This window comes from uncultured Ruegeria sp. (assembly GCF_947497005.1).
In the GTDB taxonomy this organism is placed as follows: Bacteria; Pseudomonadota; Alphaproteobacteria; order Rhodobacterales; family Rhodobacteraceae; genus Ruegeria.
Window position 1 is genome coordinate 136,594 of sequence record NZ_CANMFF010000003.1, and the last position, 23,383, is coordinate 159,976.

Here is a 23,383-nt window from a genome sequence, read left to right on the forward strand (position 1 = left end):
CAGCCCGCCTTTTGTTTAACTGCCCAGTGACCACCACCCGCGCCGTTTAGGCTTGGCGGGTCCGGGTTCAGGCTCTTCTGATACAGTTTCCAGCACCGGCTCGGGCGTTTCTTCTACTGGTACAATGGACTCATCGCCAGATTGTGTCTCGGGCTCTTCCACAAGTTCTGCCGCAACGGTTTCTTCTGCAGCCGGTTCAACATCCGTGCCGTTTACAGATTGATCGACAACCATCGTCACATCCGGTTCTGCCCCGGCAGTCTCAGCGACCACCTCACTTTGCTCCGCGACGGCCTCGGTGGCTTCTTCCTGGTCACGTTCCGCAACCACTTCAGCAGCAGGCGCGTCAGTCACAACCTCGTCTGCGGTGGCTGTTGTTTCAGACTGTTCCGCAGCCTCTTCTGCTACCACGTCTTTCTTACGACGACGTGGCGCGCGCTTACGCTTGGGCTTGGCAGGTATTTCTTCCTCGGTCACATCAGCATTAATCGTCTCGGTTGGGTTTTCCGCATCAGAGGTATCGGTGGCCGAGTCCTCTTGCGCCGATGTTTCATCGTCTTCCACGCTCTGATCCTGCGTGTCGCCATTGCCCCCGCCTTTCTTGCGACGGCGACGGCGGCGTTTGCGCTTGGGTTTTGTATCTTCTTCAGCTTGGACAATTTCCTCTTCGGTTTCGTCCTGATCCTCGTCCGAAGAATCCACCAGATCCATCAGCGACGCATCGACGGATACAACAGGCGCCGTGGCCTCGGGAACAATTCGGCTGGCCGTCTTGAATTTCTCCATCGAGAAATCAGGGCTGACCAGATGGATATCGCCTTCGATTCGCACCGACAGCCCATACCGCCCTTCGATTTGCGCGATATGCTCGCGTTTCTGGTTCATCAGGAAGTTGGCGATGCTGACCGGGCAGCGCACCAGAACCTCGCGTGAACGGTGACGGGTGCCTTCCTCTTCGATCTGACGCAGAATGGTCAACGCCATATTATCGTCCGAGCGGATAAGACCCGTACCGTGACACGCCGGACATGGTTGTGTTGTCGCTTCCAGCATACCAGGACGCAGGCGCTGACGGCTCATCTCCATCAGGCCAAAGCCCGAGATGCGCCCGACCTGAATGCGCGCCCGGTCAGTTTTCAACCTGTCCTTCATGCGCTTTTCAACGGCCAGGTTGTTCTTGCGCTCGTCCATGTCAATAAAGTCGATGACGATCAGCCCAGCAAGGTCGCGCAGACGCAGCTGGCGCGCCACCTCTTCGGCGGCTTCAAGGTTGGTCTTGAGCGCAGTTTCCTCGATCGAGCCTTCCTTGGTGGCCCGGCCCGAGTTCACGTCAATCGCCACCAGCGCTTCGGTCACGCCGATCACGATATAGCCGCCGGATTTCAACTGCACGGTCGGGTTGAACATCCCAGCCAGATAGCTTTCCACCTGATAGCGCGCGAACAGCGGCAACGCATCCTCGTACCGTCTCACGTTCTTCGCGTGCGACGGCATGATCATCTTCATGAAGTCCTTGGCGATGCGGTACCCACCCTCGCCCTCAACCAAAACCTCGTCGATGTCACGGTTATAAAGATCGCGGATCGACCTCTTGATCAGGTCACCCTCTTCATAGATCTTTGCGGGTGCGATGGATTCCAACGTCAGTGCTCGAATTTGCTCCCACAGACGCTGCAGGTATTCATAGTCGCGTTTGATCTCAGACTTGGTCCGCTTTGCTCCGGCGGTCCGGATAATCAACCCTGCCCCGGTCGGCACATCGATGTCCGAAGCGATTTCTTTCAGTTTCTTCCTGTCTGGCGCGTTGGTGATCTTGCGACTGATGCCGCCGCCACGCGCGGTATTGGGCATCAACACGCAATACCGACCAGCAAGCGACAGATATGTGGTCAGCGCAGCCCCTTTGTTGCCGCGCTCTTCCTTGACGACCTGCACCAGCAGAACCTGACGCACTTTGATGACTTCCTGAATCTTATATCGACGCGGGCGCGGTTTGCGCGGCGGACGAATGTCATCGCTGTCATCCTCATCGGCAACCGATTCAATCGATGCGTCTTTAGATGCGGCGTCAGCATTTTGGTCGTCGTCGCCGTCCTCATCAGAATCTTGTTCGTCTTCTGAAGCTTCAGTAGTTTCCTCCGGTGCTTCAGCCTCAGATTGGGCTTCAGCACTTTTCACTTCCGCTTCTTCAACGGCTTCTGCAGCGTCTTCAGCTTGACCTTTAGCGCCACCTTCCGGTGCCACTACCGGCTCTTCGCCAGCATCTTCAGAAACGTCCGATGCCACGACATCTTCCGGGGTCGCCTCTTCCGATACCGCAACAGATTCTTCTTCAACGGACGACGCATCGTTATCTTCCGGCTCTTCTACCGGAGTTTCCGCGACAGTCTCTATAGGTGAGGTCCCCTCGGGCACCTCAACATCCGAGTCTTCAGCTTCGTCCAGATCGATGGTTTCCATGCCGGTTGGCTCAGTCGAAACTTCCATGGTTTCAACCGGATCGTCCGATTTCACATCCGCCGCCTTTGAGCGGGACCGGGAACGGCGCTTTTTCGGCTTGGCTTCCTCAGCCTCATCGCGCGCCTTCATCGCTTCGGCATAGGCGCGCTCTTCCTCCATCAGCGCCTCTCGGTCAGCGACGGGTATCTGGTAATAGTCAGGGTGAATTTCCGAAAACGCCAGGAAACCATGCCGGTTCCCGCCATAATCGACAAACGCCGCCTGCAGCGACGGCTCAACCCGTGTTACTTTTGCGAGATAGATGTTGCCAGCAAGCTGGCGTTTGTTTTCAGATTCAAAATCGAATTCCTCGACCTTGTTTCCGTCCACCACCACGACGCGGGTTTCCTCCGCGTGGGTGGCATCGATAAGCATTTTCTTAGCCATGTGTCCTTAGTGCACCGCGCCAAACGCGTTGTCCTGACCTGTCCAGGCGGACAGGCGCTTTTGGGGAGGTGTCTTGTCAGGGCGATATCAGACGGCGCGCGGCAGGGTCTGGCGCATTGGCCCCCTGCCCGTTCTCTCAATCGTTGCGCGCGCGTCATCGCGGTTCTTCTCCGACAGGCGCGTTGGTCGCTTCCTGCCCATTTATTCCTTTCGCCCGGGGTTCCCGGGCTCAGGTACTCTACTGCCCCTGCAGGGGCACAATCGGTCTGCTGAACCGCGAGGGAATGATCCTCACCAACGGATCAGCAGCGAAACTCAAAGATTCGGGACTTGTGGGCGTCAAATTCGCCCGGCCCGTCTGGACACAATAAAAGCAACCCTGTGGAAAAGACAATGGGCAAACTGCAGTCCGCCACCCAACCAGTGCGCTGGATCTACTTCATCTGGCCAAAAATACCTCGGGGGAGGCGCCATAGGCGGCGGGGGCAGAGCCCCCAATCGCAAAGCTTATAGATAATCCGAACGCTGGAGACCGTATTTGGCCATCTTTTCATTCAGCGTCCGACGCGGGAGGCAAAGCTCATCCATAACTGACGCAATCGAGCCCTTGTGCCTGCGCATCGTGTTGTCGATCAGCATTCGTTCGAATGCTTCAACATATTCCTTCAACGGCTTGCCTTCCGTCGTCATCACCGGTTGCATTTCTTCATGATCCGACATCAAAAGCGACGCGATCGTGCCTGATCCACGACGCGACTGCAGCACTGCCCGTTCGGCAATATTTATCAACTGACGTACATTACCCGGCCACGGGGCCTGCAACAGTTGCGCGGCCTCCTGCGCACTGACCTGAGGCGCGTCACACCCGTATTCCTCGGCAAATTGCTCGCTGAGACGGGTGAACAGGGTCAGGATATCCTCTCCGCGTTGACGCAAGGGTGGCATGGTGATGCGCAGCGCGGCCAAGCGATAGAACAGGTCCGGACGCAGAACGTCTTCTGACGTCTTACCCGCCTCCTGCAGGTTCGAGATCGCGACAATCCGTGTTTCCGCTGGCGTGCCCTGCTCGTTCATCACACTCAGCAGTTTAGCCTGCAACGTATCGCTCAGCGCCTCGACATCTTCCAGAACCAGCGTGCCGCCGCGGGCCTCTTCGATGGCGGGCAGTTGCGCATCTTCCGGCATCATCGGTCCAAACAGCCGCTTGGCCAGCGCGTCTTCTTCCAGCGCGGCACAGGAAACCAGAACAAACTTTTTGCCTGCGCGGCTGCCCACGGCATGAAGCGCATGTGCGACCAGAGTTTTGCCGGTTCCGGTCTCGCCGTCGATTAGCACATGACCGTCGGCCTGACCGAGGTCCAGAATATCCTCACGCAACCGTTCCATGACCGGGCTGGCTCCGATCAGCTTATTCATGATCTGCGTACCACCGGACAACTCACGCCGCAGCGCCCGGTTGTCCAGCGTCAGACGGCGCGCATTGCTGGCGCGTTTGGCCAGTTCGGACATGCGATCCGGATTGAATGGTTTTTCAAGAAAATCAAATGCACCGACCCGCATTGCCTCGACCGCCATAGGAACATCGCCGTGGCCTGTAATCATGATCACCGGCAAGGTGCTGTCAGCCCCCATCAGCTTTTTCAAAAGCTGGATGCCATCCATCCCCGGCATCTTGATGTCCGAGATCACGATCCCCGGATAATCCGGGCCCAGAACCTTGAGCGCATCTTCCGCGCTGGCAAAGGTTTCCGTGTCATATCCGGACAAAGCTAGCCACTGGCTGATCGACTGGCGCATGTCCTGTTCGTCATCCACAATGGCAATTTTCATGGCCTGTGCCATAGTCATTCCTCGTTATTCCGCGGCCTCAAGGCCGTCGCTTCCCAGTGCTGGCAACTGCACTTCAAACACCGCACCGCCGTATTGGCCGTTGCGCGCAGTCAGCCGTCCCCCATGGTCGTTCACGATCCCCGACGAGATGGCAAGCCCCAGCCCCACCCCATCTCCGGGTTGTTTGGTGGTATAGAACGGCTCGAACAGGTTCTCGATATCCTCGATCCCATGCCCGTTATCGCGCACGGTCAGAACCGCCGTATCCCCCGCAGCAAGGATGATTTCCACATCCGGATCTGCCACTGATTTGGTGGCGTCCAACGCGTTTCTCAAGAGGTTAACCATAACCTGTTCGATCCGCATCCGATCCCCCATCACGATCACGGGTTCCTCAGGCAGTATCTGAGTGATCTTCACATGCCGCTGACGCAGCTGCGGCTCCATCATAGATAAGGCCGAGGCCAGTGCTTCCCCAAGATTTACAGGTGAAAATGCATCTGCCCCCTTACGTGCGTAAGACTTGAGCTGTCGCGTAATCGCCCCCATCCGCTCAATCAGACCATCGATACGGACAAAGCTGGCAAGAGCCTCTTCGGGTCGGTTTCGACGCAACAGAAGGCGGGCTCCGGCCAGATAGGTTTTCATTGCAGCCAACGGTTGATTCAGTTCGTGACTGACCGCCGCCGACATCTCACCCAAAGCCGCGAGTTTTGAACTTTGGGCAAGGGTCTGTTCGGCCAAATCCAACGTCTTTTCAACCCTTTCGCGCTCAGCGATTTCTCGCTGTAGCCTTGCGTTCAATGCGCGAAGCTCTGCCGACTCGCGTTGAAACAGGGTCATGCGCAACGTGGCACGCCGGCTCAGCGCGTAGAAGGCCAGCGCCAGAAGAATCGCAAAACCCATGATTTCCAGCGCCAGTACGCTGTTCACTTTTTCCCGGATCGAGGCATACGTCGTGAACGATGTCATTTGCCAACCACGGAATGGAATGCGTGATTGCAGGCGCATGACAGCCTCGCCTTGCAGATACGCATCCGGAGGCAGCGCGGTCCAATCGGTTGTTGCGCGAATGGCGCGCTGGATCGCCCCTTGCGGCGGCTGACGCAGCAATGCCGATCCCTCGTCGAGGCCCCGCCAGCGCGGTTCCGTGGACAAAATGATGGTGCCGGTGCTGTCAGCGACCATTACTGCATCCGAAATACCGGCCCAGGCCTGTTCGAATTTTTGCAGGTCAACTTCGACAACGATTACGCCGAGGATTTCCGCGCTGTTTTCCAACCTTCGGGAATAAACAAAGCTGTATCCGCCCGATTCCTTGGGAAAAACGGAAAAGATCGTCGCATTCGACCGGATCGCGTCCACAAAATACGAGGTGTTCCTATGCGCCTCACCCAGTTTGTTCCGATCCGTCGCCGCAACCGTTCGCCCGTCGCCGTCCAGCAACATCAGAGAAGCTGCGCCGATCTCTTCGACGAATGAGATCAAGCGCTGCGTTGACAGGGAATAATCGCTGGACTGTAGCGCCGATATCAGCGTCGGGTCTCGCGCCAGCAATTGCGGAACGATCGAATTTCGGCGCAATTCGCTCAGCAAGTTGCCCGAGTACAGCGCAAGGCGCAGCTCTGCCCGGTTGCGCGTAGATTCGGTGAATCTGTCGGTCAGCAGCCGGTTGGTGACCCAGACCGTCGAAATTGTCGCCACCAACAGAATAAGAACAGCCAACCGTAGCCGCCATCCCAACGGGGCACCGCGAAACGGTTTCAACATTTTTGACCAGCCTGATCGCACGTCGGAGTTCATGGTCAGACGTTACGCTTGGGCGGGCATGACCTCAAGTCACGCTGATTCAAACACGCCTGACAATGCGCGGAACAGCGCCGCCCCGTCGGTGCCGCCATGCCCTTCATCTGCAGCACGCTCGGGGTGCGGCATCATCCCCAGCACGCGGCGGTTTTCTGAAAGGATACCAGCAATATCACCGACCGAGCCGTTGGGATTCTCGGTATAGGAGAACGCAATCCGGTCCTGATCCTTCAAAGCCGCCAGCGTCGTGTCATCTGCAAAATAGTTGCCATCATGATGCGCAATCGGGATACCAATCACATCGCCCGCGTTGTAGCCTTCGGTAAACACGCTGTCGCTGGTTGCTACCTTCAGACCCACAGTTTTGCAGATGTATTTCAGCCCGGCATTTCGCAACAATGCGCCCGGCAGGATGCCAGTTTCCGTAAGAACCTGAAATCCGTTGCAAATCCCGACCGCATATCCACCACGTTCAGTGTGGGCGACGACGGCCTTACAGATCGGCGATTGCGCGGCAATTGCACCGCAGCGCAGATAGTCACCATAAGAAAAACCGCCCGGAACGCCCACGATATCAATACCTTCCGGCAGTGCTGCGTCCTTGTGCCAGACCATATCAACCTGAAAGCCGGCCTGTTCAAAGGCGACCGCGAGGTCTCGGTCACAGTTGGATCCGGGGAATACGATTACGGCTGCGCGCATGGCGGGCCCTCCTACGAGACAAAATCGGTGACAACCGCAACACCCGGAGGCGTTGGATGGTCAAAGGCGGCAAGCTCAGCGCTTACCTGGTTCAGTGATATTTTACGTGTGACCAACGGGCTCAGGTCGATCCCCCTGCCCGCAATCAGCGACAACAAAGATGGATAGCGCCAGCTTGGCATTCCACGCGTTCCGAAGACAGAAAGCTGCCCGGAATAGAGCACATCCATCGGAAGCGTCATCTGCGTGTGATCCCCGGCAGGCATTCCGATCTGCACCATGCGCCCCAACTTACGCAGGGACCTCATCGCAGAAACAGTTGTCACCTCGGCCCCAAGCGCCTCAATCGCGACATGGGCACCGCCGCCGGTGATATCCTTCACCGCTTGCGGCGCATCGCAGGTTGCTGCATTGACGACCGCATCTGCGCCCAGAGTTTTGGCATAGTTCAACTTGTCATCCGCAATGTCGACCACGACGACCCGAGCGCCAAGCGCTTTGCCCAATAGCAGCGTGGAGATCCCAACACCGCCACCGCCGAAGACAGCGATCCACTCTCCGCCCTGTACTTGGGCACGGCCGACCAGCGCCTGCCAGGCCGTTGTCACCCGGCACCCCAAAGCGGCCGCAACCTCGGGCAAGATACTGTCGGGCAATGACGTCAGGTTCGCATCGGCATGAGCCACCGCGACATATTCCGCAAATGCTCCGTCACAGGTGAAGCCCGGTACAACCTGATCGGGACAGATCGTCTGATGACCCTGCGCGCAATCCGGGCAATGCCCGCAGGCAAGGATAAAAGGCGCGATTACCCGATCTCCGACGTGCCAGCGTTTGACACGCGCGCCGACCGAAACCACCTCGCCACAATATTCATGACCGGGGGTCATGGGTAAGACAACGTCCGGATCGGAACCAGACCATGCGTGCCAGTCTGATCGACAGACGCCGCAGGCCAGTACCCGTACCACAACGCCATCTTCTGCAGGTACGGGGTCAGGGATCTTCGTCACCTCAAGCGGTTGACGATAGCTGATCAGACGCGCGGCCCGCATCAATCAGACCAGTTCGATCTCGTAGCGTTCGATAACCGTGTTGGCCAATAGCTTTTCGCACATCTTGGTCACATCCGCTTCGGTCGCACCCTCGGCCAGATCAAGATCGATAACCTTGCCTTGGCGCACACCTTCGACCTGATCAAAGCCCAATGCGCCCAATGCGTGCCGTACTGCTTCGCCCTGCGGGTCCAGCACCCCGGTCTTGAGCATCACATGAACCCGTGCTTTCATTTTGGCAACTCCACCTGCGGGCCTCAATCCAGAGCCCATTTCGTTGCGCGGGGGATAGCGCGCCTGATAATTTTGAACAACCCTGTTTCCCACGCAGTTTGCCGCAGGCTTTCAACTAGCCCCCGCCTTTGATCAACCCCGGATAATGCGTGTCGACTGCATTGAATGTACCGGTCAGAACCATCTCGACCGCGACGGCGACCAGCAGGATTGCCATGATCCGGGTCAGTACGTTGATCATTGTTTCTCCGAGAAGGCGGGAAATTTGGTCCGCAAACAGCAAGCCCAGCCCTACGATTGCACAAGCAATCAGCACGGCCGTGCCCAGGGTCACTATTTCTGCTCCGTTTGAAAGTTGATGGGAAAAGACAATGGTGACCGCAATGGTTCCTGGACCGATGGTCAGCGGAATCGCCAGCGGAACGATCGCGAAATTCAGTTTTCGCTCATGCCCGTCTGCCGCGGCGGCTTTGTCCCCTGGTGGGCGGTCTTCTGCTTTCAGCATGGTCATGCCGATGCCGAATATGATTATTCCGCCTGCTATCCGAAACGACGGAACATCAATGCCAAATATTGCCAACACTTCTTCGCCAAGCACGACTGCGATCAATGCAATGACTGTAACCGAAATCGTCACTGTAATCGCAACATGACGCCGCTCAGACGGAGTGCAGTTCTTGGTCATGCTCAGAAAGATCGGGATATTGTAGAGCGGGTTGAAGATCGCAAGAATTGCGGCCAGAAACTTCAGAAAAACCGCCTGATCAAACAGTTCCGCCATCAAAATATCACTCTGACTTCGCGCCGCTTCAAACAACTGGGGCAACCATGCTTTACTGCAAGCGAACCTGTCAAACCGTAAAACGTGAAAAAAGTGCCACTTCGTCCAAAGCGGCACATTCAAGAAAATCAAACCGGCTATGGCTTAGTTGATAAGCGTCGGTTTTGTGACGTTGCTGTTAGGCAGAACACCCAAACGGCGCGCAACTTCGGAATATGCATCCGTCAGGTTGCCCAGATCCCGGCGGAACACGTCCTTGTCCAGTTTCTGACCGGTCTCGATATCCCACAGGCGGCAGCTATCGGGGCTGATTTCGTCGGCCACGATCAGGCGTTGATAATCGCCATCGAAGACACGCCCGATTTCGATCTTGAAATCAACTAGACGGATGCCGACCGCCAACATCACACCGCTCATGAAATCATTCACCCGCAATGCAAGGCTAAGGATATCGTCCATGTCCTGCTGGCTGGCCCAGCCAAAGGCAGCAATATGTTCCTCGGTGACCAGCGGATCCCCCAGCGAGTCGTCTTTATAGCAATACTCGACAATCGGGCGCGGCAGCTGCGTGCCTTCTGCAATACCCAGTCGCTTGGACATTGTGCCAGCTGCATAATTGCGCACGATCACTTCCAGCGGAACGATTTCGCAATTACGAACCAATTGCTCGCGCATGTTCAAACGGCGTATAAAATGGTTTGGAACACCGATCTGCGTCAGGCCAGTCATAAAATACTCGGACAGGCGGTTGTTCAGCACACCCTTGCCGTCGATCACATCTTTCTTTTCGGCGTTGAACGCGGTGGCGTCATCCTTGAAATACTGAACGATCGTGCCAGGTTCCGTACCTTCGTAAAGAATCTTGGCCTTGCCTTCGTAGATTTTCTTGCGACGCGCCATAAGCGACCCTTCCAGTCAGTGCAGAGGGATTGAGTCCCCTCACGTTGGCGTCCTCATAGTCCAAGCACCCTTTTCCCGCAAGTTCATGTACCCGAGAGGCTTTGACGCAGCGCAAATCCCTTGCGCACGGGACGTCGTATAGTCATATCATCAGGAAAGAAGATGTAACCCAAGAGGTCCTCACCCTATGACCACGTTCGACGAACGCGAAAATGCCTTTGAAGCCAAGTTTGCCCACGATGAAGAGATGCAGTTCAAGGCACAAGCCCGCTGCAACAAACTTCTGGGCCTTTGGGCAGCTGAAAAGCTGGGCAAATCCGGTGCTGATGCAGAAGAGTATGCAAAGACGGTTGTGATTTCAGACTTCGAAGAAGCCGGGCACGAAGACGTCGTACGCAAAGTGTCCGGAGATCTTGGCAGCCTGTCCTCGGATGATGAGATCCGTGCAAAAATGGCCGAGCTCTTGCCGGAAGCCAAGGCACAGGTCCTCAGCGAAACGGACTAGCATTGGCACACAGCTCATGATCTTCATGAGTTTTATGAATTTGATTTGACGCCCTCGTCATGAGACACGGGGCGTCTCTATTTCATTACGGCGTTTTGCGCCTTTTCCTGGAACAATCTTATGACAAACGCGCTAAGCAAGCTTCTGGAAACCAACGGTGCCATTCTGGCGGATGGTGCAACCGGGACCAATTTGTTCAACATGGGCCTGCAGTCCGGTGACGCGCCCGAACTTTGGAACGTGGATGCCCCGGACAAGATCCGGGCGCTGTATCAGGGTTCGGTTGATGCAGGCAGCGACCTGTTCCTGACCAACACCTTTGGCGGTACGTCGGCACGGTTGAAATTGCATGACGCGCATAACCGTGTGGGCGAACTGAATCGTGCCGGTGCAGAACTGGGCCGCGAGGTCGCTGACAAAGCCGAACGCCCAATTGTCGTGGCCGGGTCGGTTGGCCCTACCGGCGAGATCATGGAACCGGTTGGCAGCCTGTCTCATTCCGTGGCCGTGGAAATGTTCCATGAACAGGCTGAGGCACTGAAAGAAGGCGGCGTGGATGTGTTGTGGGTTGAAACCATAAGCGCGCCCGAAGAATTCCGCGCTGCGGCCGAGGCCTTTGCGCTGGCTAACATGCCCTGGTGCGGCACCATGAGCTTTGACACGGCAGGTCGCACCATGATGGGTGTGACCTCAGCCGATCTGGCCCTGCTGGTCGAAACCCTGCCAAACCCGCCCATCGCCTTTGGCGCAAATTGCGGAACCGGAGCGTCGGATATTCTGCGTACCGTTCTGGGTTTTGCTGCGCAGGGAACTGAACGTCCTTTGATCTCGAAAGGTAACGCGGGTATTCCGAAATATGTGGACGGCCATATCCATTATGATGGAACGCCCGAACTGATGGGCCAATATGCCGCCATGGCACGCGATGCCGGTGCGACGATCATTGGTGGATGCTGCGGTACCATGCCAGACCACCTGCGCAAAATGCGTGAGGCACTGGATACCACGTCTCGTGGTGAACGCCCGACTCTCGATCAGATCACCGATGCATTGGGTCCGTTCTCTTCGGCCTCAGATGGTACGGATGACGAAGCGGCACCGGAGCGCCGCACGCGCCGCCGTCGCCGCGCCTGATATCAACCTGATCAGCGCCCTTCGAATTTCGGAGGGCGTTTTCCCATGAAGGCCACCACACCTTCCGCAAAATCCCGAGACCGGCCACATTCCCCTTGCAGGTGCGCCTCGGTTGCAAGCTGCTGTTGCAGAGTGTTTTCATAGGTTCCGCGAATGGCCTGCTTGATCGCGCCATAGGCAGCTGTGGGCCCATTCGCCAGATACTCTGCTCTCTTGCGCCAGTGTTCGGCAAATATGTCATCCGGTACAGCTTCCCAGATCATACCCCATTCATCCGCCTGCCTCGCGGTGACCTTGTCTGCAAACAAGGCCGCGCCCATCGCCTTGGCCAGTCCCATCTGGCGTGGCATGAACCAGGTTCCCCCGGCATCAGGAAGCAGACCGATACGGGCAAAGGCCTGCAGGAAATAGGCGTTTTCGCTTGCAATCACCACGTCGGTGCAAAGGGCAAGATTGGCCCCTGCCCCGGCGGCCGGTCCGTTCACCGCTGCAATTGTGGGCACCGGGCAGCTATGGATCGCTTCCAGCATCGGTTCGTATTCGTCGCGCAGCGATCGTTCCAGATCGATCTTGCCGGTCGACGATGCGTCACCCAGATCCTGCCCGGAACAAAACGCCGGTCCTGCCCCCGTGATGGCGATACAGCGGGCCTTGACGGCCGCGTCTTTCATTGCATGAGTGATCTCTGCCCGCATCTGAGTGGTCAGCGCGTTCATCTTGTCCGGCCTGTTCAGCGTCAGAATCGCCAGACCATCTGTAATTTCCAGAGCAACCGTTTCGTAATTCATGAAAACCCTCCCGTCGCGCCACGTGTTTTTGCACACTTACTGGCCCGGGCGGAACGGGAAAAGCAGAACCATGCGTCAGTCTTCAAGAATTTGTCGTAGACGCTCCTTCTCAGCCGCGCTCAGACCTTTGGTTTCAACAGAAGCATGAGCCCTGGCACGGTTCCGTAAGAAGTTCAGTCCAACACCGGCAGCAATCAGCAACATGATCGGTCCGGCCAGCCACAAAAACACGTTCGACCCGCTGGTTGTGGGCTTGAGCAGCACATACTCGCCATACCGATCAACGATAAAGGCGATTGCCTGTTCGTCGGTGTCCCCGGCAACCAGGCGTTCCCGAAGGAGCAGACGCAAATCGCGCGCCAGATCAGCGTTGCTTTCGTCTATGCTCTCGTTGCGACACACGAGGCAGCGCAACCCGGTACTGAGGTCACGTGCTCGTTGTTCCAGAACGGGATCGTCCAGAACTTCGTCAGGCTGAACCGCAAACATGGGCGTTGCGAGCATCATCAGAATCAAAACAAGGCGTTTCATTCCGCAGGTACTCCGCCAACTGGGGTTTTCCTGGCACCTGCAGCCACCCGGAACCGCCTGTCACACAGGCTCAGAACACCGCCAAGCGCCATCAGGATACATCCGGCCCAAATCCAGTTCGCCAAAGGTTTGATATAGGTTCGCATGACCCAGCCACCATCTGCCTGCTGGTCGCCGATCACAACGTAAAGATCTCCGAGGAACCTATAGTCAATCGCGGCTTCAGTCGTGGGCATCCGCGCGACAGGGTAGTCCCGTTTCTCGGGATGTAATGTCCCGATTGGCTGGCCATTCTTTGCAATCAAAACGTCGGCAGTGGTCGAGAAATAATTCGGCCCCTCAACCTGACGCACATCTTGCAGCGTCAACGTGAACTGCCCAACGTCGAAAGGTTGGTTGGGTTGAGCGACACGAATATCCTCGGCTTCCCATGCTGTCAGACCAGCAATGGCAAAGATAGTGACGCCCAGCCCGGTATGTGCAACTGCCTTGCCCCAATCGGCGCCCGGCAGGCGGAACAAACGTTTCAGGCTGCCGTTTCGACCCGTACGGCTCCAAATATCAACGACAGCGCCGAAGGCGATCCATGCGCCTAGGAACAGACCCACTGGTCCCAGCGCGCTGCGTCCGGTCTGCATTGCCCAGACAAGCAGTGAAACCGCCAGCGCAAGGCCAAACGCATAGCGCAACGACCACACCGTTTTCCCGATCCGTCCCCGTTTCCAGGGCAGCATTGCCCCGATCGGCAAGACAAGGCCCAGCACGACCATGAAAGGAGAGAACGCAGCGTTGAAAAACGGTGCCCCGACCGAGAGTTTGCGATCAAACATCATCTCGGCCACCATCGGCCACATCGTGCCGACAAAAACAACGAAACAGCTAACCGCCAGCAGGACGTTATTTACAATCAGCGCGCTTTCACGACTGACCATGCCGAAGACACCCTTGGCCTCCATCGCCTGCGCCCGTGCCGCGAACAAGGTGAGCGCCCCGCCGATGAAAATCACCAGAATGAACAGGATGAACACACCTCTTTCCGGGTCATTGGCAAATGCATGAACCGAAGTCAGCAGCCCAGACCGAACAATGAATGTCCCGATCAGAGAAAACCCGAAGGCGATGATGGCCAGCAGAATGGTCCAGCTTTTCAGCGCCTCGCGCTTTTCAACAACGATTGCCGAATGCAGCAGCGCCGCTGCAAGCAGCCACGGCATGAACGAGGCGTTCTCGACCGGGTCCCAGAACCAGAATCCACCCCAGCCCAGCTCGTAATAAGCCCACCACGATCCCAGCGCGATGCCGATGGTCAAAAAGACCCAGGCAGCCAGCGTCCAGGGTCGAACCCAGCGCCCCCAGGCTGCATCGATGCGGCCTTCGATCAGCGCGGCGATGGCGAAGCTGAACGCCATGCTCAGCCCGACATAGCCGAGATACAAAAACGGCGGATGGAAGGCCAATCCTGGATCCTGCAGCAAAGGATTCAGATCGCGCCCGTCAAACGGCGCGATCGCCAACCGGTCAAACGGGTTCGAAGTGAACAGGATAAAGGCAAAGAAAGCGACGCCGATCGCTGATTGAACAGAAAGCACACGCGCCTTGAGGCTCGGAGGCAACCCACCCCCAAAGAAGGCCGCCATCGCTCCAAACAGAGTGACGATCAATACCCACAGCAACATCGACCCTTCGTGGTTTCCCCACGTCCCGCTGATCTTGTAAAGCATCGGCTTTGCCGAATGGCTGTTTTCGACCACGATCCGCAGCGAAAAATCTGACGCTATGAAGGCCCACATCAAGGCGCCGAAGGAGAACGCAGTCAACAGAAACTGGACGATGGCAGCAGGTTCTGCAAATGCCATCCAGCCGGTCCAGTTTTTTGCTGCCCCGATCAGAGGCACCACGCTTTGCACGATGGCGACAAAAAAGGCGAGGATAAGGGCGAAGTGGCCAAGCTCTGTAATCATGTCCCGGAATATACTCCGACGCCGAACCGGGGGCCATTAACTTTCGCCTGATCCGGGCGCACATAGTGTCGCGGGTCAGGGCCGCCGAAGCTTGCGCCAATCGTTCAATGCCGCGTTCGCATCAGGGTGCGATACATTCTGTATCAGGTTGGCATCGGGGCCAGGATCAGCGACGCCCGGGCTGTCGCTTCGCATGGCACGTACTCTTTCGATATTGGTCATGACGGTCGGCAACCGCTGCATAGTTGCACCGATATCCCGCTGAAAATCCTGCATTTTACTTTGATGGCGCGCACCAAAATAGAAAGACACGATCACACCCAGCAACCACCACAAAGGTTCAGGAACAAGCGCAATACCCTGCATCCGCTCTGCGAACCAAAGCGGATCTACCATCGCGGCAACGAACAAACCTAGTGTTCCCAGTGCCAACGCCGGACGAGGCAAACGGTTGACGCCATCCATGAAGCGGTCGAAGTATCCTTTTTGCGGGGCCTGGAACTCAGCACCAAACTGAGACATGGCCTGCTGTTGAACCCCTGTCATTCGTTGCGCGTTCGCCTCTGTATTTTCCCGATAAATTTCAACGGTTTCCCGCACCGCGTTGCGGCCGTTTCCGAACAATAACGCCAAAACCCCCGAGATCAGCCCCATCCCGCAACCCTTTCTTTGAACTCATCTTTTGACAAATGATAGCGCGGCGACAGAAACTCTTCGACCCGTTTGATCCAACCGCCTTTGCCACCGGACCGGGTGCGCGCATATTTTCTGGATGCAGGACGCCTATCGGCGAGTCGAAAATAGTAGTTCCGCCGCGCCACGCCATATGCATCGCGTAACGCGTTTGGGTCAGGCAGCGCGGCGTCTTCGCAGGCCCGCGCCGTATGAGGGCCGATTACGCCGTCCGCCACGACACCCCACCCCATGTCACGCAGAAGCCGTTGCAGGATCTTAACCGCCTGCGCACCAGCATTCACGTACATATCAAAGACTGAAGCATGCAGAATTTCCGGCAACAGCGCGATGCGCGGTTTTTCGAAGTAGTGCTGAACAAAGATGTCGACTGCTTTGCGCCGGGTTAGCGCGCGCACATCAGTTACATCGACCGTTCCGTCCTCGGTCAAATCCAATCTCAACCTGCGCATAGTATGGATCGTGACACCGAACTTGGTTGCTCCACCCGGATCGTCAGGATCACTAACGAATCCGCCTTCTCGATCCACAATTTCACTGGCAATTTGCCGAACAGTTTGCATACAACCCTCGCAACGTTAGGTGGCTGCGACAATCCGGAAGAAGGATTAACAGGACTGAATGAATAAGGGCGCTGCCTGCCCTCTGCACGCAACGCCCTCAATCCCGAAAACCGATTTTATCAGCTGTCTTCAGCCTCTTGGTAAACGCCCTGTTCTTTCAACGCGTCCACAACTTCTTTTGGCATATAGGTTTCGTCATGTTTGGCAAGAATTTCAGTAGCTTCAAACACGCCATTGACGTAACTTCCGGTACCAACCATACCTTGGTTTTCCGTGAACAGATCAGGTAAAACACCAGTGAACGAGACCTTAACGCTTTCGCCGCCATCGGTGACGACAAAATGTACGGTTTCACCCTGCCCACGGATGATCGAGCCTTCTTCGACCAAGCCGCCGATCCGGAATATTTCGGTTGGTTTGGGCGGTTCCGCGATCACTTCGCTGGGCGAACGGAAAAAGTTGATGCCGTCCTGCAGCGCCCAACCAATCAACGCTGTTGCCGCAACCAAGGCAACGACAGCTACCATAATGACCTGAACTCGACGACGTTTCTTGAGCGTTTTCATACCGTCCTCACGGGAAAAGCGGGGCCATCATCAGACCCTGGGTTTCAACCTCACCTAACATCAGGTTGGCGTTCTGCAAGGCTTGGCCACTGCTACCTTTTGTCAGGTTATCCAGCGCCGCGACCACAATCGCGCGCCGTTCGATCCGGTCTGCGACCACTCCGATATGGCAATAATTCGACCCGCGTACATGATGGGTTGAAGGGGTCTCGCCCATCGGCAGCATCTGGATGAACAGCTCATTCGAATAAGCCTTGGTTAGGGTCTCGTAGACGCTCAGCGGATCGCCTTTTACATACGTCGTGGCCAGAATGCCCCGATTGGCCGGAATAAGGTGTGGTGTGAACTGCACATGTACCGTGCGCCCAGCCAGCTTCGAAAATTCCTGATCAAACTCGCCCAGATGCCTGTGCGTCCCTCCGACGGCATAAGCGTTGCTGCCTTCGCTCAGTTCGGCGTGCAGCAGGTTCTCTTTCAAGGACCGCCCTGCCCCGGATACTGCGCATTTCAAGTCCAGTACGATATCGTCCAGATCAATAACCCCGGTAGAAATCAGCGGCCTCAGAACGTATTGCCCGGTTGCAGCATTACACCCAGTGCCGGCTACCAGACGTGCGCCCTTTATCTCATCGCGATAGAACTCAGTCAGGCCATAAACAGCCTCTACCTGTTGTTCCAGCGCGGTATGCGGGTTTCCATACCATTTCTCATACTCATCAGGGTCGGTCAGCCGGAAATCGGCAGACAGATCGATGATCTTCAGGTTTTTGGGTAGCGCGCTGATCACTTCCTGACTGGTCTTGTGCGGCAGCGCACAAAAACACAGATCGATCTGGGAAAAGTCAATCTCCGAGATCTTGCACAGATCCGGCAGGTCCATGTGGCGCAGATGTGGGAAAACCTGTGCCATGCTCATGCTTGCCTTACGTTCCGCAGCCAGCGCAACGATATCCATGTTCGGGTGCTCGGCGATCAGCCGCACCAGTTCAGCGCCGGTATAGCCCGAAGCGCCCAGTATTGCGATTTTATGGGTCATGTCAGACCTCTTTCACTTGGGTGTCACATGTCACGACCGCCGATGCGACGGCCTTGAAATAAGGGAAACAGAGCGGCTGAGTCCTTGACCTAAGTCAGGCAGCCTCGAACGTGATTTGTCGTCGGAGAAACTGCGTCGCCCGGTCGCTGACGACATTTGGTTTGCCTGTCGTCAGGAAACCTCCTGCCCCGTCTCCCGACATGTTCGGATGCCGTTGCAGGTAGTCCGCCAGACTTTCAGCAACAAGCTTACCTTGGCTGTAGACTTTCACATCTGATCCCAAAGCCGTCTGAAATGCTTCCGCCATCAGCGGGTAATGCGTACAGCCCAGAATGGCCGCCTGCGGTTCAGGCATCTTGCGTTTGAGAGCATCCACATGGCTGCGCACCAGCGCCTCTGCCAGGATCATGTCGCCCTCTTCGATGGCATCCACGACACCACCACAGGCCTGCGCCTCGACATCCACACCGATGGCCCGGAAAGCCAACTCACGCTGAAAGGCCCGGCTTGAGACGGTTGCAGGGGTCGCAAACAGCGCAACGTGCTGTACATCAACCTCGCGCGGTGGAGAGTTGTCACCCCATTGCCGCTCGGTCAGCGCTTCGATCAGGGGAACAAAAACACCAAGAACCCGCTTGCCTTCGGGCACGCCCTCTTCCTGCATCCGGCGCAATGCCGCGGCACTGGCCGTATTGCAGGCCAGAATCACAAGATTGCAGCCACGCGCCCAAAGATCGTGAACGGCCTTGCGTGTCAGTTGATAGATATTCTCGGCATCGCGCACACCGTATGGCGCATGTGCGCTGTCCGCAAAATACAGAAAATCAACGTCCGGCAGACGTTTCTGCGCGGCGTTCAGGACGGTCAATCCGCCTAACCCGGAATCAAAGATACCTACTGCCATTTGCCCCTTCAGGCGCGATGCCGTTCCTCAAATTCATAGCCGTAATCATAAGATTTCAGCGGCGTTGGAGACAGCTCATACGTGGCTTTGCGCAGGAAATCCATCATCTTGCGCGTATCCTTGCCCAACGGGTCCAGAATGTCGCGCCCGACAGGTTCGCCGATCACCACTTTGACTGGTGTATCGACGCGTTTTTTGAACTCTTTGATCAACAATCCCATACGCAGTGTCGAGTGCAGGTGACTAGCAATCTGGAACAGACGAGACGTGTGACCGTCAAAGAAAACAGGCACAACAGTAGCGTTCGACTTTGCCACCATACGGGCCGTAAAGCCGCGCCAACCCGGATCCATGGGATGCGCGAACGGACTGACACCCGTGCTAACCGTGCCGCCGGGGAATATCCCGATCGCGCCACCTTCGCCAAGATAGTTCAGCGCGGTCCTTCGGGTGTCCAGGTTTAGCTTCATCGCCTCTTTCGTCTCATCAAACGAAACAGGCAGAACGATACGGTTCAACTCTTCGGCCTTGTTGAAAACGCGATTTGCAAGAATGCGGAAATCACCACGAGTCTGAGACAACATGTGACCCATCATCAAGCCATCCAGAATTCCGTATGGATGGTTTGCGATTAGGATCAGGGGTCCATCTTTTGGAATATTCTCCAGCGACCCGCCCACGACATCCAGAGACAATCCATAGCGATCAACCATAACTGCCCAGAAATCGCGACCTTGCGCGACCTCAGTTTCGTACCCGTCCGCCCGCTTGATCAGGCGCAACCGGCCCGTCGTGTTTTCCATCAGCCTGATGACCATCCGTCCGCCCTTGGTTTCGGCGGAATGGGCATACGAGATGTCACGAACGACATGACGGTCAGAAGGCATTTGGGTCTCCGGTTTGCTGTCTACAAAATAGATGCAGACAGCAAATTTGCCTAGCTATCGTGACAAACCTGTGACGTTTTATTCTGCGGCGGCCCGGACTTCGGGTCCACCGCTACGAATGGTTGCCAGCAATTCTTCGCGTCGTTTGGCTGCCTTAGCTTCGTTCTCAAGCAAAATCGGGCCAAATCCGCGAATTTCCAAAGGCAGACGGGCCAAAGCGGATACCGCGTCATGTGTCTGCCGTGATATCAAAAGCAATACCTCTCTCATGTCCTTTTCGTATTGCCGGATCAAAGCACGCTCCATCCTGCGCTCGGATGAATAGCCGAAGATATCCAGCGGGGTTCCGCGCAGTGACTTCAACTTGGCCAACAGCTTCAACGGGCCCATAACAGCCTCACTGAAAGCACGCTTGCGGGATCTGCCGTTTCTTTTCGACCCTCCGAAAATCGGCGGAGCCAGATGGAAGGTCATTTTGAAATCACCGTCAAACTCGACCGCGGCCTTTTTCCGGCTGTCTAGCAGAAGTCGGGCCACTTCGTATTCATCCTTATACGACAACAGCTTGTGATAGCCCTTCGCCACTGCCTCGCGGATATCGGGATCATCCACGCCATCCACCAGTTTGCGATACCGCTTCGCCAGCCGGGCGCTTTGGTAGTCGGTCAGGTGCTTGGCGCGAAACTCGATAATCTGGTCTAGTGATTTGGGCAACTCAGCCACCGACGGAGCGAGTATGGCGGCTGCATCTTCGGGATGCAGTACAGCCCAGCGACCTATTTCAAATGCCCGTTTGTTTCGTTCTACTGCCGTACCATTCAAATCAATGGCGTCAAAAATTGCCCGTTGGCTGACCGGTAGCAGCCCACGTTGCCAGGCTGCGCCGAAGATCATCATGTTGGAATAGATCGAATCTCCCATAACAGCGCGCGCCAAATCCGTCGCGTCGAACAGGGAAACACCTTCTTTCAGACGCGCCTGCAACGCCAGCTCCAACTGATCGGCGGGAATGCGAAATTCGGTATCGCGGGTGAAATCTCCAGTGACCGTTTCATGGCTGTTTACAACAGCACCGGTACGACCGGTTCGCGTCAGTCCCAGCGTCTTGGCACCAGCCGAGACCACAAGATCTCCACCGATTAAAGCGTGGGCCTCTCCGGTCGCCACCCGAATGGCGCTGATGTCCTCTGGGCGGTTGGCCAGGCGGCAGTGAATATGCACCGCACCACCTTTCTGCGCCAGCCCTGCCATTTCCATCATTCCGGCACCCTTGCCGTCTATCTGAGCGGCTTGCGCCAAAACCGCACCAATTGTTACGACACCGGTACCACCGACGCCAGTAATCACGACGTTATGCGTTCCGTTGATTTCAGGAAGAACAGGCGACGGAAGATCAGGCAAATCAATCTCGGTGGTCGCCTCTTTGCGGATATTCGCGCCCTCAAGCGTTACAAACGACGGGCAGAACCCGTTCAGACACGAGAAGTCCTTGTTGCAACTTGACTGATCGATGGCTCGCTTACGGCCCAGCTCGGTTTGCTTCGGAACGATCGACACGCAATTCGACTGTACGCCACAATCGCCACAGCCTTCGCAGACATCGGTGTTGATAAACACGCGCTTGTCAGGATCGGGAAATGTGCCGCGCTTACGGCGCCGACGCTTTTCCGCCGCGCAGGTCTGAACATAAACGATGACCGAGACGCCCTCGATCTCGCGGAATTTCTCCTGCACCTGCATGAGGTCCGCCCGCTCGTATGTCTGAACGCTCGCAGGTAACGCCTTGAAATTCACATCTTCCTTTTCGTCATAAACCACGGCAACGACTTGGACACCCATTGCTTTGACTTCGGCAACGATCCGTTCGGCCGTCAGGTCGCCTTCGTTATCCTGCCCGCCGGTCATGGCGACCGCGTCATTGAACAGGATTTTGAAGGTAATGCTCGTGCCTGCAGACAGGGCTGCCCGGATCGCCTGAACGCCGGAATGGTTGTAGGTGCCGTCGCCAAGGTTCTGGAACACATGTTGGGTGGATGAAAACGGAGCCTCACCGATCCAGTTCGCGCCTTCCCCACCCATTTGAGTGAAACCGGTCGTCTCGCGATCCATCCACTGAACCATGTAGTGACAGCCAATACCGGCATAGGCGCGGCTTCCATCGGGTACTTTGGTCGAGCTGTTATGCGGACAGCCCGAGCAGAAATACGGGAGCCGCGTCGCGATTTCCTGCGCGTTATCGGCCCGGCGCGCCTCGGACAACGATGCCAGCCCGGCCCGAATACCATCGGTTTCGCGCCCCTCTTCAATCAGGATTTCGCCTAGCTTTTCGGCAATCATGATCGGATCCAGCGCTCCACGAGTCGGGAAAAGTTCTTCCCGGTGCAACGTCCCGGCCCCGCCCTTGTACCAGCCATAGACCCTGCGTCCGCGGCGGTCGTCGAAAATGGCTTCCTTGACCTGAACCTCGATCAGCTTCCGCTTTTCCTCGACGATCACGATCAGATCCAACCCTTCGGCCCAGTCGTGGAACCCCGCCATATCCAACGGGAAGGTCTGCCCAACCTTGTATGTGGTGATCCCCAGCCGCTCCGCCTCGGATTCATCAATGTTCAGAAGCGACAAGGCGTGTGTCAGGTCCAGCCAGTTCTTTCCCGCCGCGACAAAGCCGATCTTGGCGCCGGGTTTGCCCCACATCCGCTTGTCCAGCTTATTGGCATGTGAAAACGTCTCGGCTGCGAACCTCTTGTAGTCGATAACACGTGTTTCCTGCAGATGCGGCGTGTCGCCCAAACGGATGTTCAATCCGCCATCCGGCATATCGAATTCCGGAACGACTACCTGCATCCGATCCGGGCTGCCATCCACGACCGAGGTGACCTCGATTGTGTCCTTCATCGTCTTCAGGCCGACCCAGACACCCGCGAAACGACTAAGCGCAAAGCCATAAATACCGTAGTCGAGGATCTCCTGAACGCCCGCGGGACTGACGATGGGCATATACATGTCGACCAGTGACCATTCGGATTGATGCAGAACGGTCGAGCTTTCGCCGGTATGGTCATCGCCCATTGCCATGAGCACACCACCATGCTGCGCTGTACCCGCCATATTCGCGTGGCGCATGACATCACCAGACCGGTCCACGCCCGGCCCTTTGCCATACCAAAGCCCGAATACCCCGTCGAATTTGCCATCGCCACGCAAACCCGCCTGTTGGCTGCCCCACAGAGCGGTGGCTGCCAGATCTTCGTTCAACCCGAACTGAAACGTGACATCGTTTTTGGCCAGCGGCTTTTGGGCTCTCGTCATCTGCTGATCAACAGCACCTAAAGGAGACCCACGATATCCTGTGACTAATCCCGCCGTGTTCAGGCCTGTTTGCCGGTCCCTGGCTTTTTGCATCAGCATCAATCGAACAAGCGCCTGAGTTCCGTTCAGAAGAACGGGGTTTTTCTCCAGATCAAACCGGTCATTTAATGTTATCTGCGGCTGGCTCATCAGACGTCTCCCCTCGTCAGATCAGTGTGCTTCATTTAGGTGCATTTTAGGTCATAAATCCTGACCTGTATAGAATTTATCCACTGATATGTAACGATTTCGTCCTTTGAATGTGGAACTTGT

At 56.5% G+C, this 23,383-nt stretch carries 20 protein-coding genes; 2 read left to right on the forward strand and 18 right to left on the reverse strand.

What is annotated here, in order from left to right; translation table 11 throughout:
- Window positions 1–15 precede the first annotated feature (15 nt).
- The 8 genes from Q0816_RS05495 to purC all read right to left on the reverse strand — a co-directional run bounded on the left by Q0816_RS05495 (window position 16) and on the right by purC (window position 10,194).
- On the reverse strand, window positions 16–2,886 hold the full coding sequence (locus Q0816_RS05495) for a ribonuclease E/G (RefSeq protein WP_298848441.1): 2,871 nt from the start codon (window positions 2,884–2,886) through the stop codon (window positions 16–18).
- Window positions 2,887–3,393: 507 nt separating this feature from the next.
- A complete protein-coding gene (locus Q0816_RS05500; protein ID WP_050603452.1) occupies window positions 3,394–4,728 on the reverse strand; it encodes a sigma-54 dependent transcriptional regulator in 1,335 nt (444 codons plus the stop codon).
- Window positions 4,729–4,740: 12 nt separating this feature from the next.
- Window positions 4,741–6,486 (reverse strand): ATP-binding protein, encoded by a 1,746-nt coding sequence (locus Q0816_RS05505; protein WP_298848443.1) that lies wholly within the window; start codon window positions 6,484–6,486, stop codon window positions 4,741–4,743.
- Between the two features lie 69 nt (window positions 6,487–6,555).
- Complete coding sequence (gene purQ / locus Q0816_RS05510; protein WP_298848445.1) at window positions 6,556–7,224, reverse strand: phosphoribosylformylglycinamidine synthase subunit PurQ; 669 nt, start codon at window positions 7,222–7,224, stop codon at window positions 6,556–6,558.
- A gap of 11 nt (window positions 7,225–7,235) precedes the next feature.
- On the reverse strand, window positions 7,236–8,279 hold the full coding sequence (locus Q0816_RS05515; RefSeq protein ID WP_298848447.1) for a zinc-dependent alcohol dehydrogenase family protein: 1,044 nt from the start codon (window positions 8,277–8,279) through the stop codon (window positions 7,236–7,238).
- A 3-nt stretch (window positions 8,280–8,282) separates the two neighbouring features.
- Window positions 8,283–8,513 carry a phosphoribosylformylglycinamidine synthase subunit PurS gene (gene purS / locus Q0816_RS05520; RefSeq protein WP_298848448.1) on the reverse strand — a complete coding sequence of 77 codons (231 nt, stop codon included), beginning with the start codon at window positions 8,511–8,513 and terminating at the stop codon, window positions 8,283–8,285.
- Between the two features lie 115 nt (window positions 8,514–8,628).
- Window positions 8,629–9,294, reverse strand: a complete 666-nt coding sequence (locus Q0816_RS05525) for a MarC family protein (RefSeq protein WP_298848450.1) — start codon at window positions 9,292–9,294, stop codon at window positions 8,629–8,631.
- A 144-nt stretch (window positions 9,295–9,438) separates the two neighbouring features.
- Window positions 9,439–10,194 carry a phosphoribosylaminoimidazolesuccinocarboxamide synthase gene (gene purC / locus Q0816_RS05530; protein WP_298848452.1) on the reverse strand — a complete coding sequence of 252 codons (756 nt, stop codon included), beginning with the start codon at window positions 10,192–10,194 and terminating at the stop codon, window positions 9,439–9,441.
- Between the two features lie 187 nt (window positions 10,195–10,381).
- Here purC and Q0816_RS05535 point away from each other — a divergent pair, with 187 nt between their 5' ends.
- Entirely contained in the window at window positions 10,382–10,699 is a 318-nt protein-coding gene (locus tag Q0816_RS05535; RefSeq protein WP_298848454.1) for a DUF1476 domain-containing protein, read from the forward strand.
- A 120-nt stretch (window positions 10,700–10,819) separates the two neighbouring features.
- Window positions 10,820–11,833 (forward strand): betaine--homocysteine S-methyltransferase, encoded by a 1,014-nt coding sequence (bmt, locus tag Q0816_RS05540; protein ID WP_298848455.1) that lies wholly within the window; start codon window positions 10,820–10,822, stop codon window positions 11,831–11,833.
- An 11-nt stretch (window positions 11,834–11,844) separates the two neighbouring features.
- Here bmt and Q0816_RS05545 read toward each other — a convergent pair whose 3' ends face one another.
- The 10 genes from Q0816_RS05545 to Q0816_RS05590 form a co-directional block, all read right to left on the reverse strand.
- Window positions 11,845–12,621 (reverse strand): enoyl-CoA hydratase-related protein, encoded by a 777-nt coding sequence (locus Q0816_RS05545; RefSeq protein ID WP_298848457.1) that lies wholly within the window; start codon window positions 12,619–12,621, stop codon window positions 11,845–11,847.
- A 75-nt stretch (window positions 12,622–12,696) separates the two neighbouring features.
- Window positions 12,697–13,152 (reverse strand): cytochrome c-type biogenesis protein, encoded by a 456-nt coding sequence (locus tag Q0816_RS05550; RefSeq protein WP_298848459.1) that lies wholly within the window; start codon window positions 13,150–13,152, stop codon window positions 12,697–12,699.
- Window positions 13,149–15,113, reverse strand: a complete 1,965-nt coding sequence (locus tag Q0816_RS05555; protein WP_298848460.1) for a heme lyase CcmF/NrfE family subunit — start codon at window positions 15,111–15,113, stop codon at window positions 13,149–13,151. Before Q0816_RS05555 ends, Q0816_RS05550 begins: the two co-directional genes overlap by 4 nt.
- 75 nt (window positions 15,114–15,188) lie before the next feature.
- Window positions 15,189–15,767 (reverse strand): holin family protein, encoded by a 579-nt coding sequence (locus Q0816_RS05560; RefSeq protein WP_298848462.1) that lies wholly within the window; start codon window positions 15,765–15,767, stop codon window positions 15,189–15,191.
- Complete coding sequence (locus Q0816_RS05565) at window positions 15,758–16,369, reverse strand: holin-associated N-acetylmuramidase (protein WP_298848464.1); 612 nt, start codon at window positions 16,367–16,369, stop codon at window positions 15,758–15,760. The genes Q0816_RS05560 and Q0816_RS05565 overlap by 10 nt, the downstream gene beginning before the upstream one ends.
- Window positions 16,370–16,488: 119 nt before the next feature.
- Window positions 16,489–16,935 carry a cytochrome c maturation protein CcmE gene (gene ccmE, locus Q0816_RS05570; protein ID WP_298848466.1) on the reverse strand — a complete coding sequence of 149 codons (447 nt, stop codon included), beginning with the start codon at window positions 16,933–16,935 and terminating at the stop codon, window positions 16,489–16,491.
- 7 nt (window positions 16,936–16,942) lie between these two features.
- Window positions 16,943–17,971 carry an N-acetyl-gamma-glutamyl-phosphate reductase gene (argC, locus tag Q0816_RS05575; RefSeq protein WP_298848467.1) on the reverse strand — a complete coding sequence of 343 codons (1,029 nt, stop codon included), beginning with the start codon at window positions 17,969–17,971 and terminating at the stop codon, window positions 16,943–16,945.
- Window positions 17,972–18,065: 94 nt separating this feature from the next.
- A complete protein-coding gene (murI, locus tag Q0816_RS05580; RefSeq protein WP_298848469.1) occupies window positions 18,066–18,875 on the reverse strand; it encodes a glutamate racemase in 810 nt (269 codons plus the stop codon).
- 8 nt (window positions 18,876–18,883) lie between these two features.
- Window positions 18,884–19,762, reverse strand: coding sequence for a lysophospholipid acyltransferase family protein (locus tag Q0816_RS05585; protein WP_298848471.1), 879 nt, complete (start codon window positions 19,760–19,762; stop codon window positions 18,884–18,886).
- Between the two features lie 78 nt (window positions 19,763–19,840).
- A complete protein-coding gene (locus Q0816_RS05590; RefSeq protein WP_298848473.1) occupies window positions 19,841–23,260 on the reverse strand; it encodes an indolepyruvate ferredoxin oxidoreductase family protein in 3,420 nt (1,139 codons plus the stop codon).
- Between the last annotated feature and the right edge of the window lie 123 nt (window positions 23,261–23,383).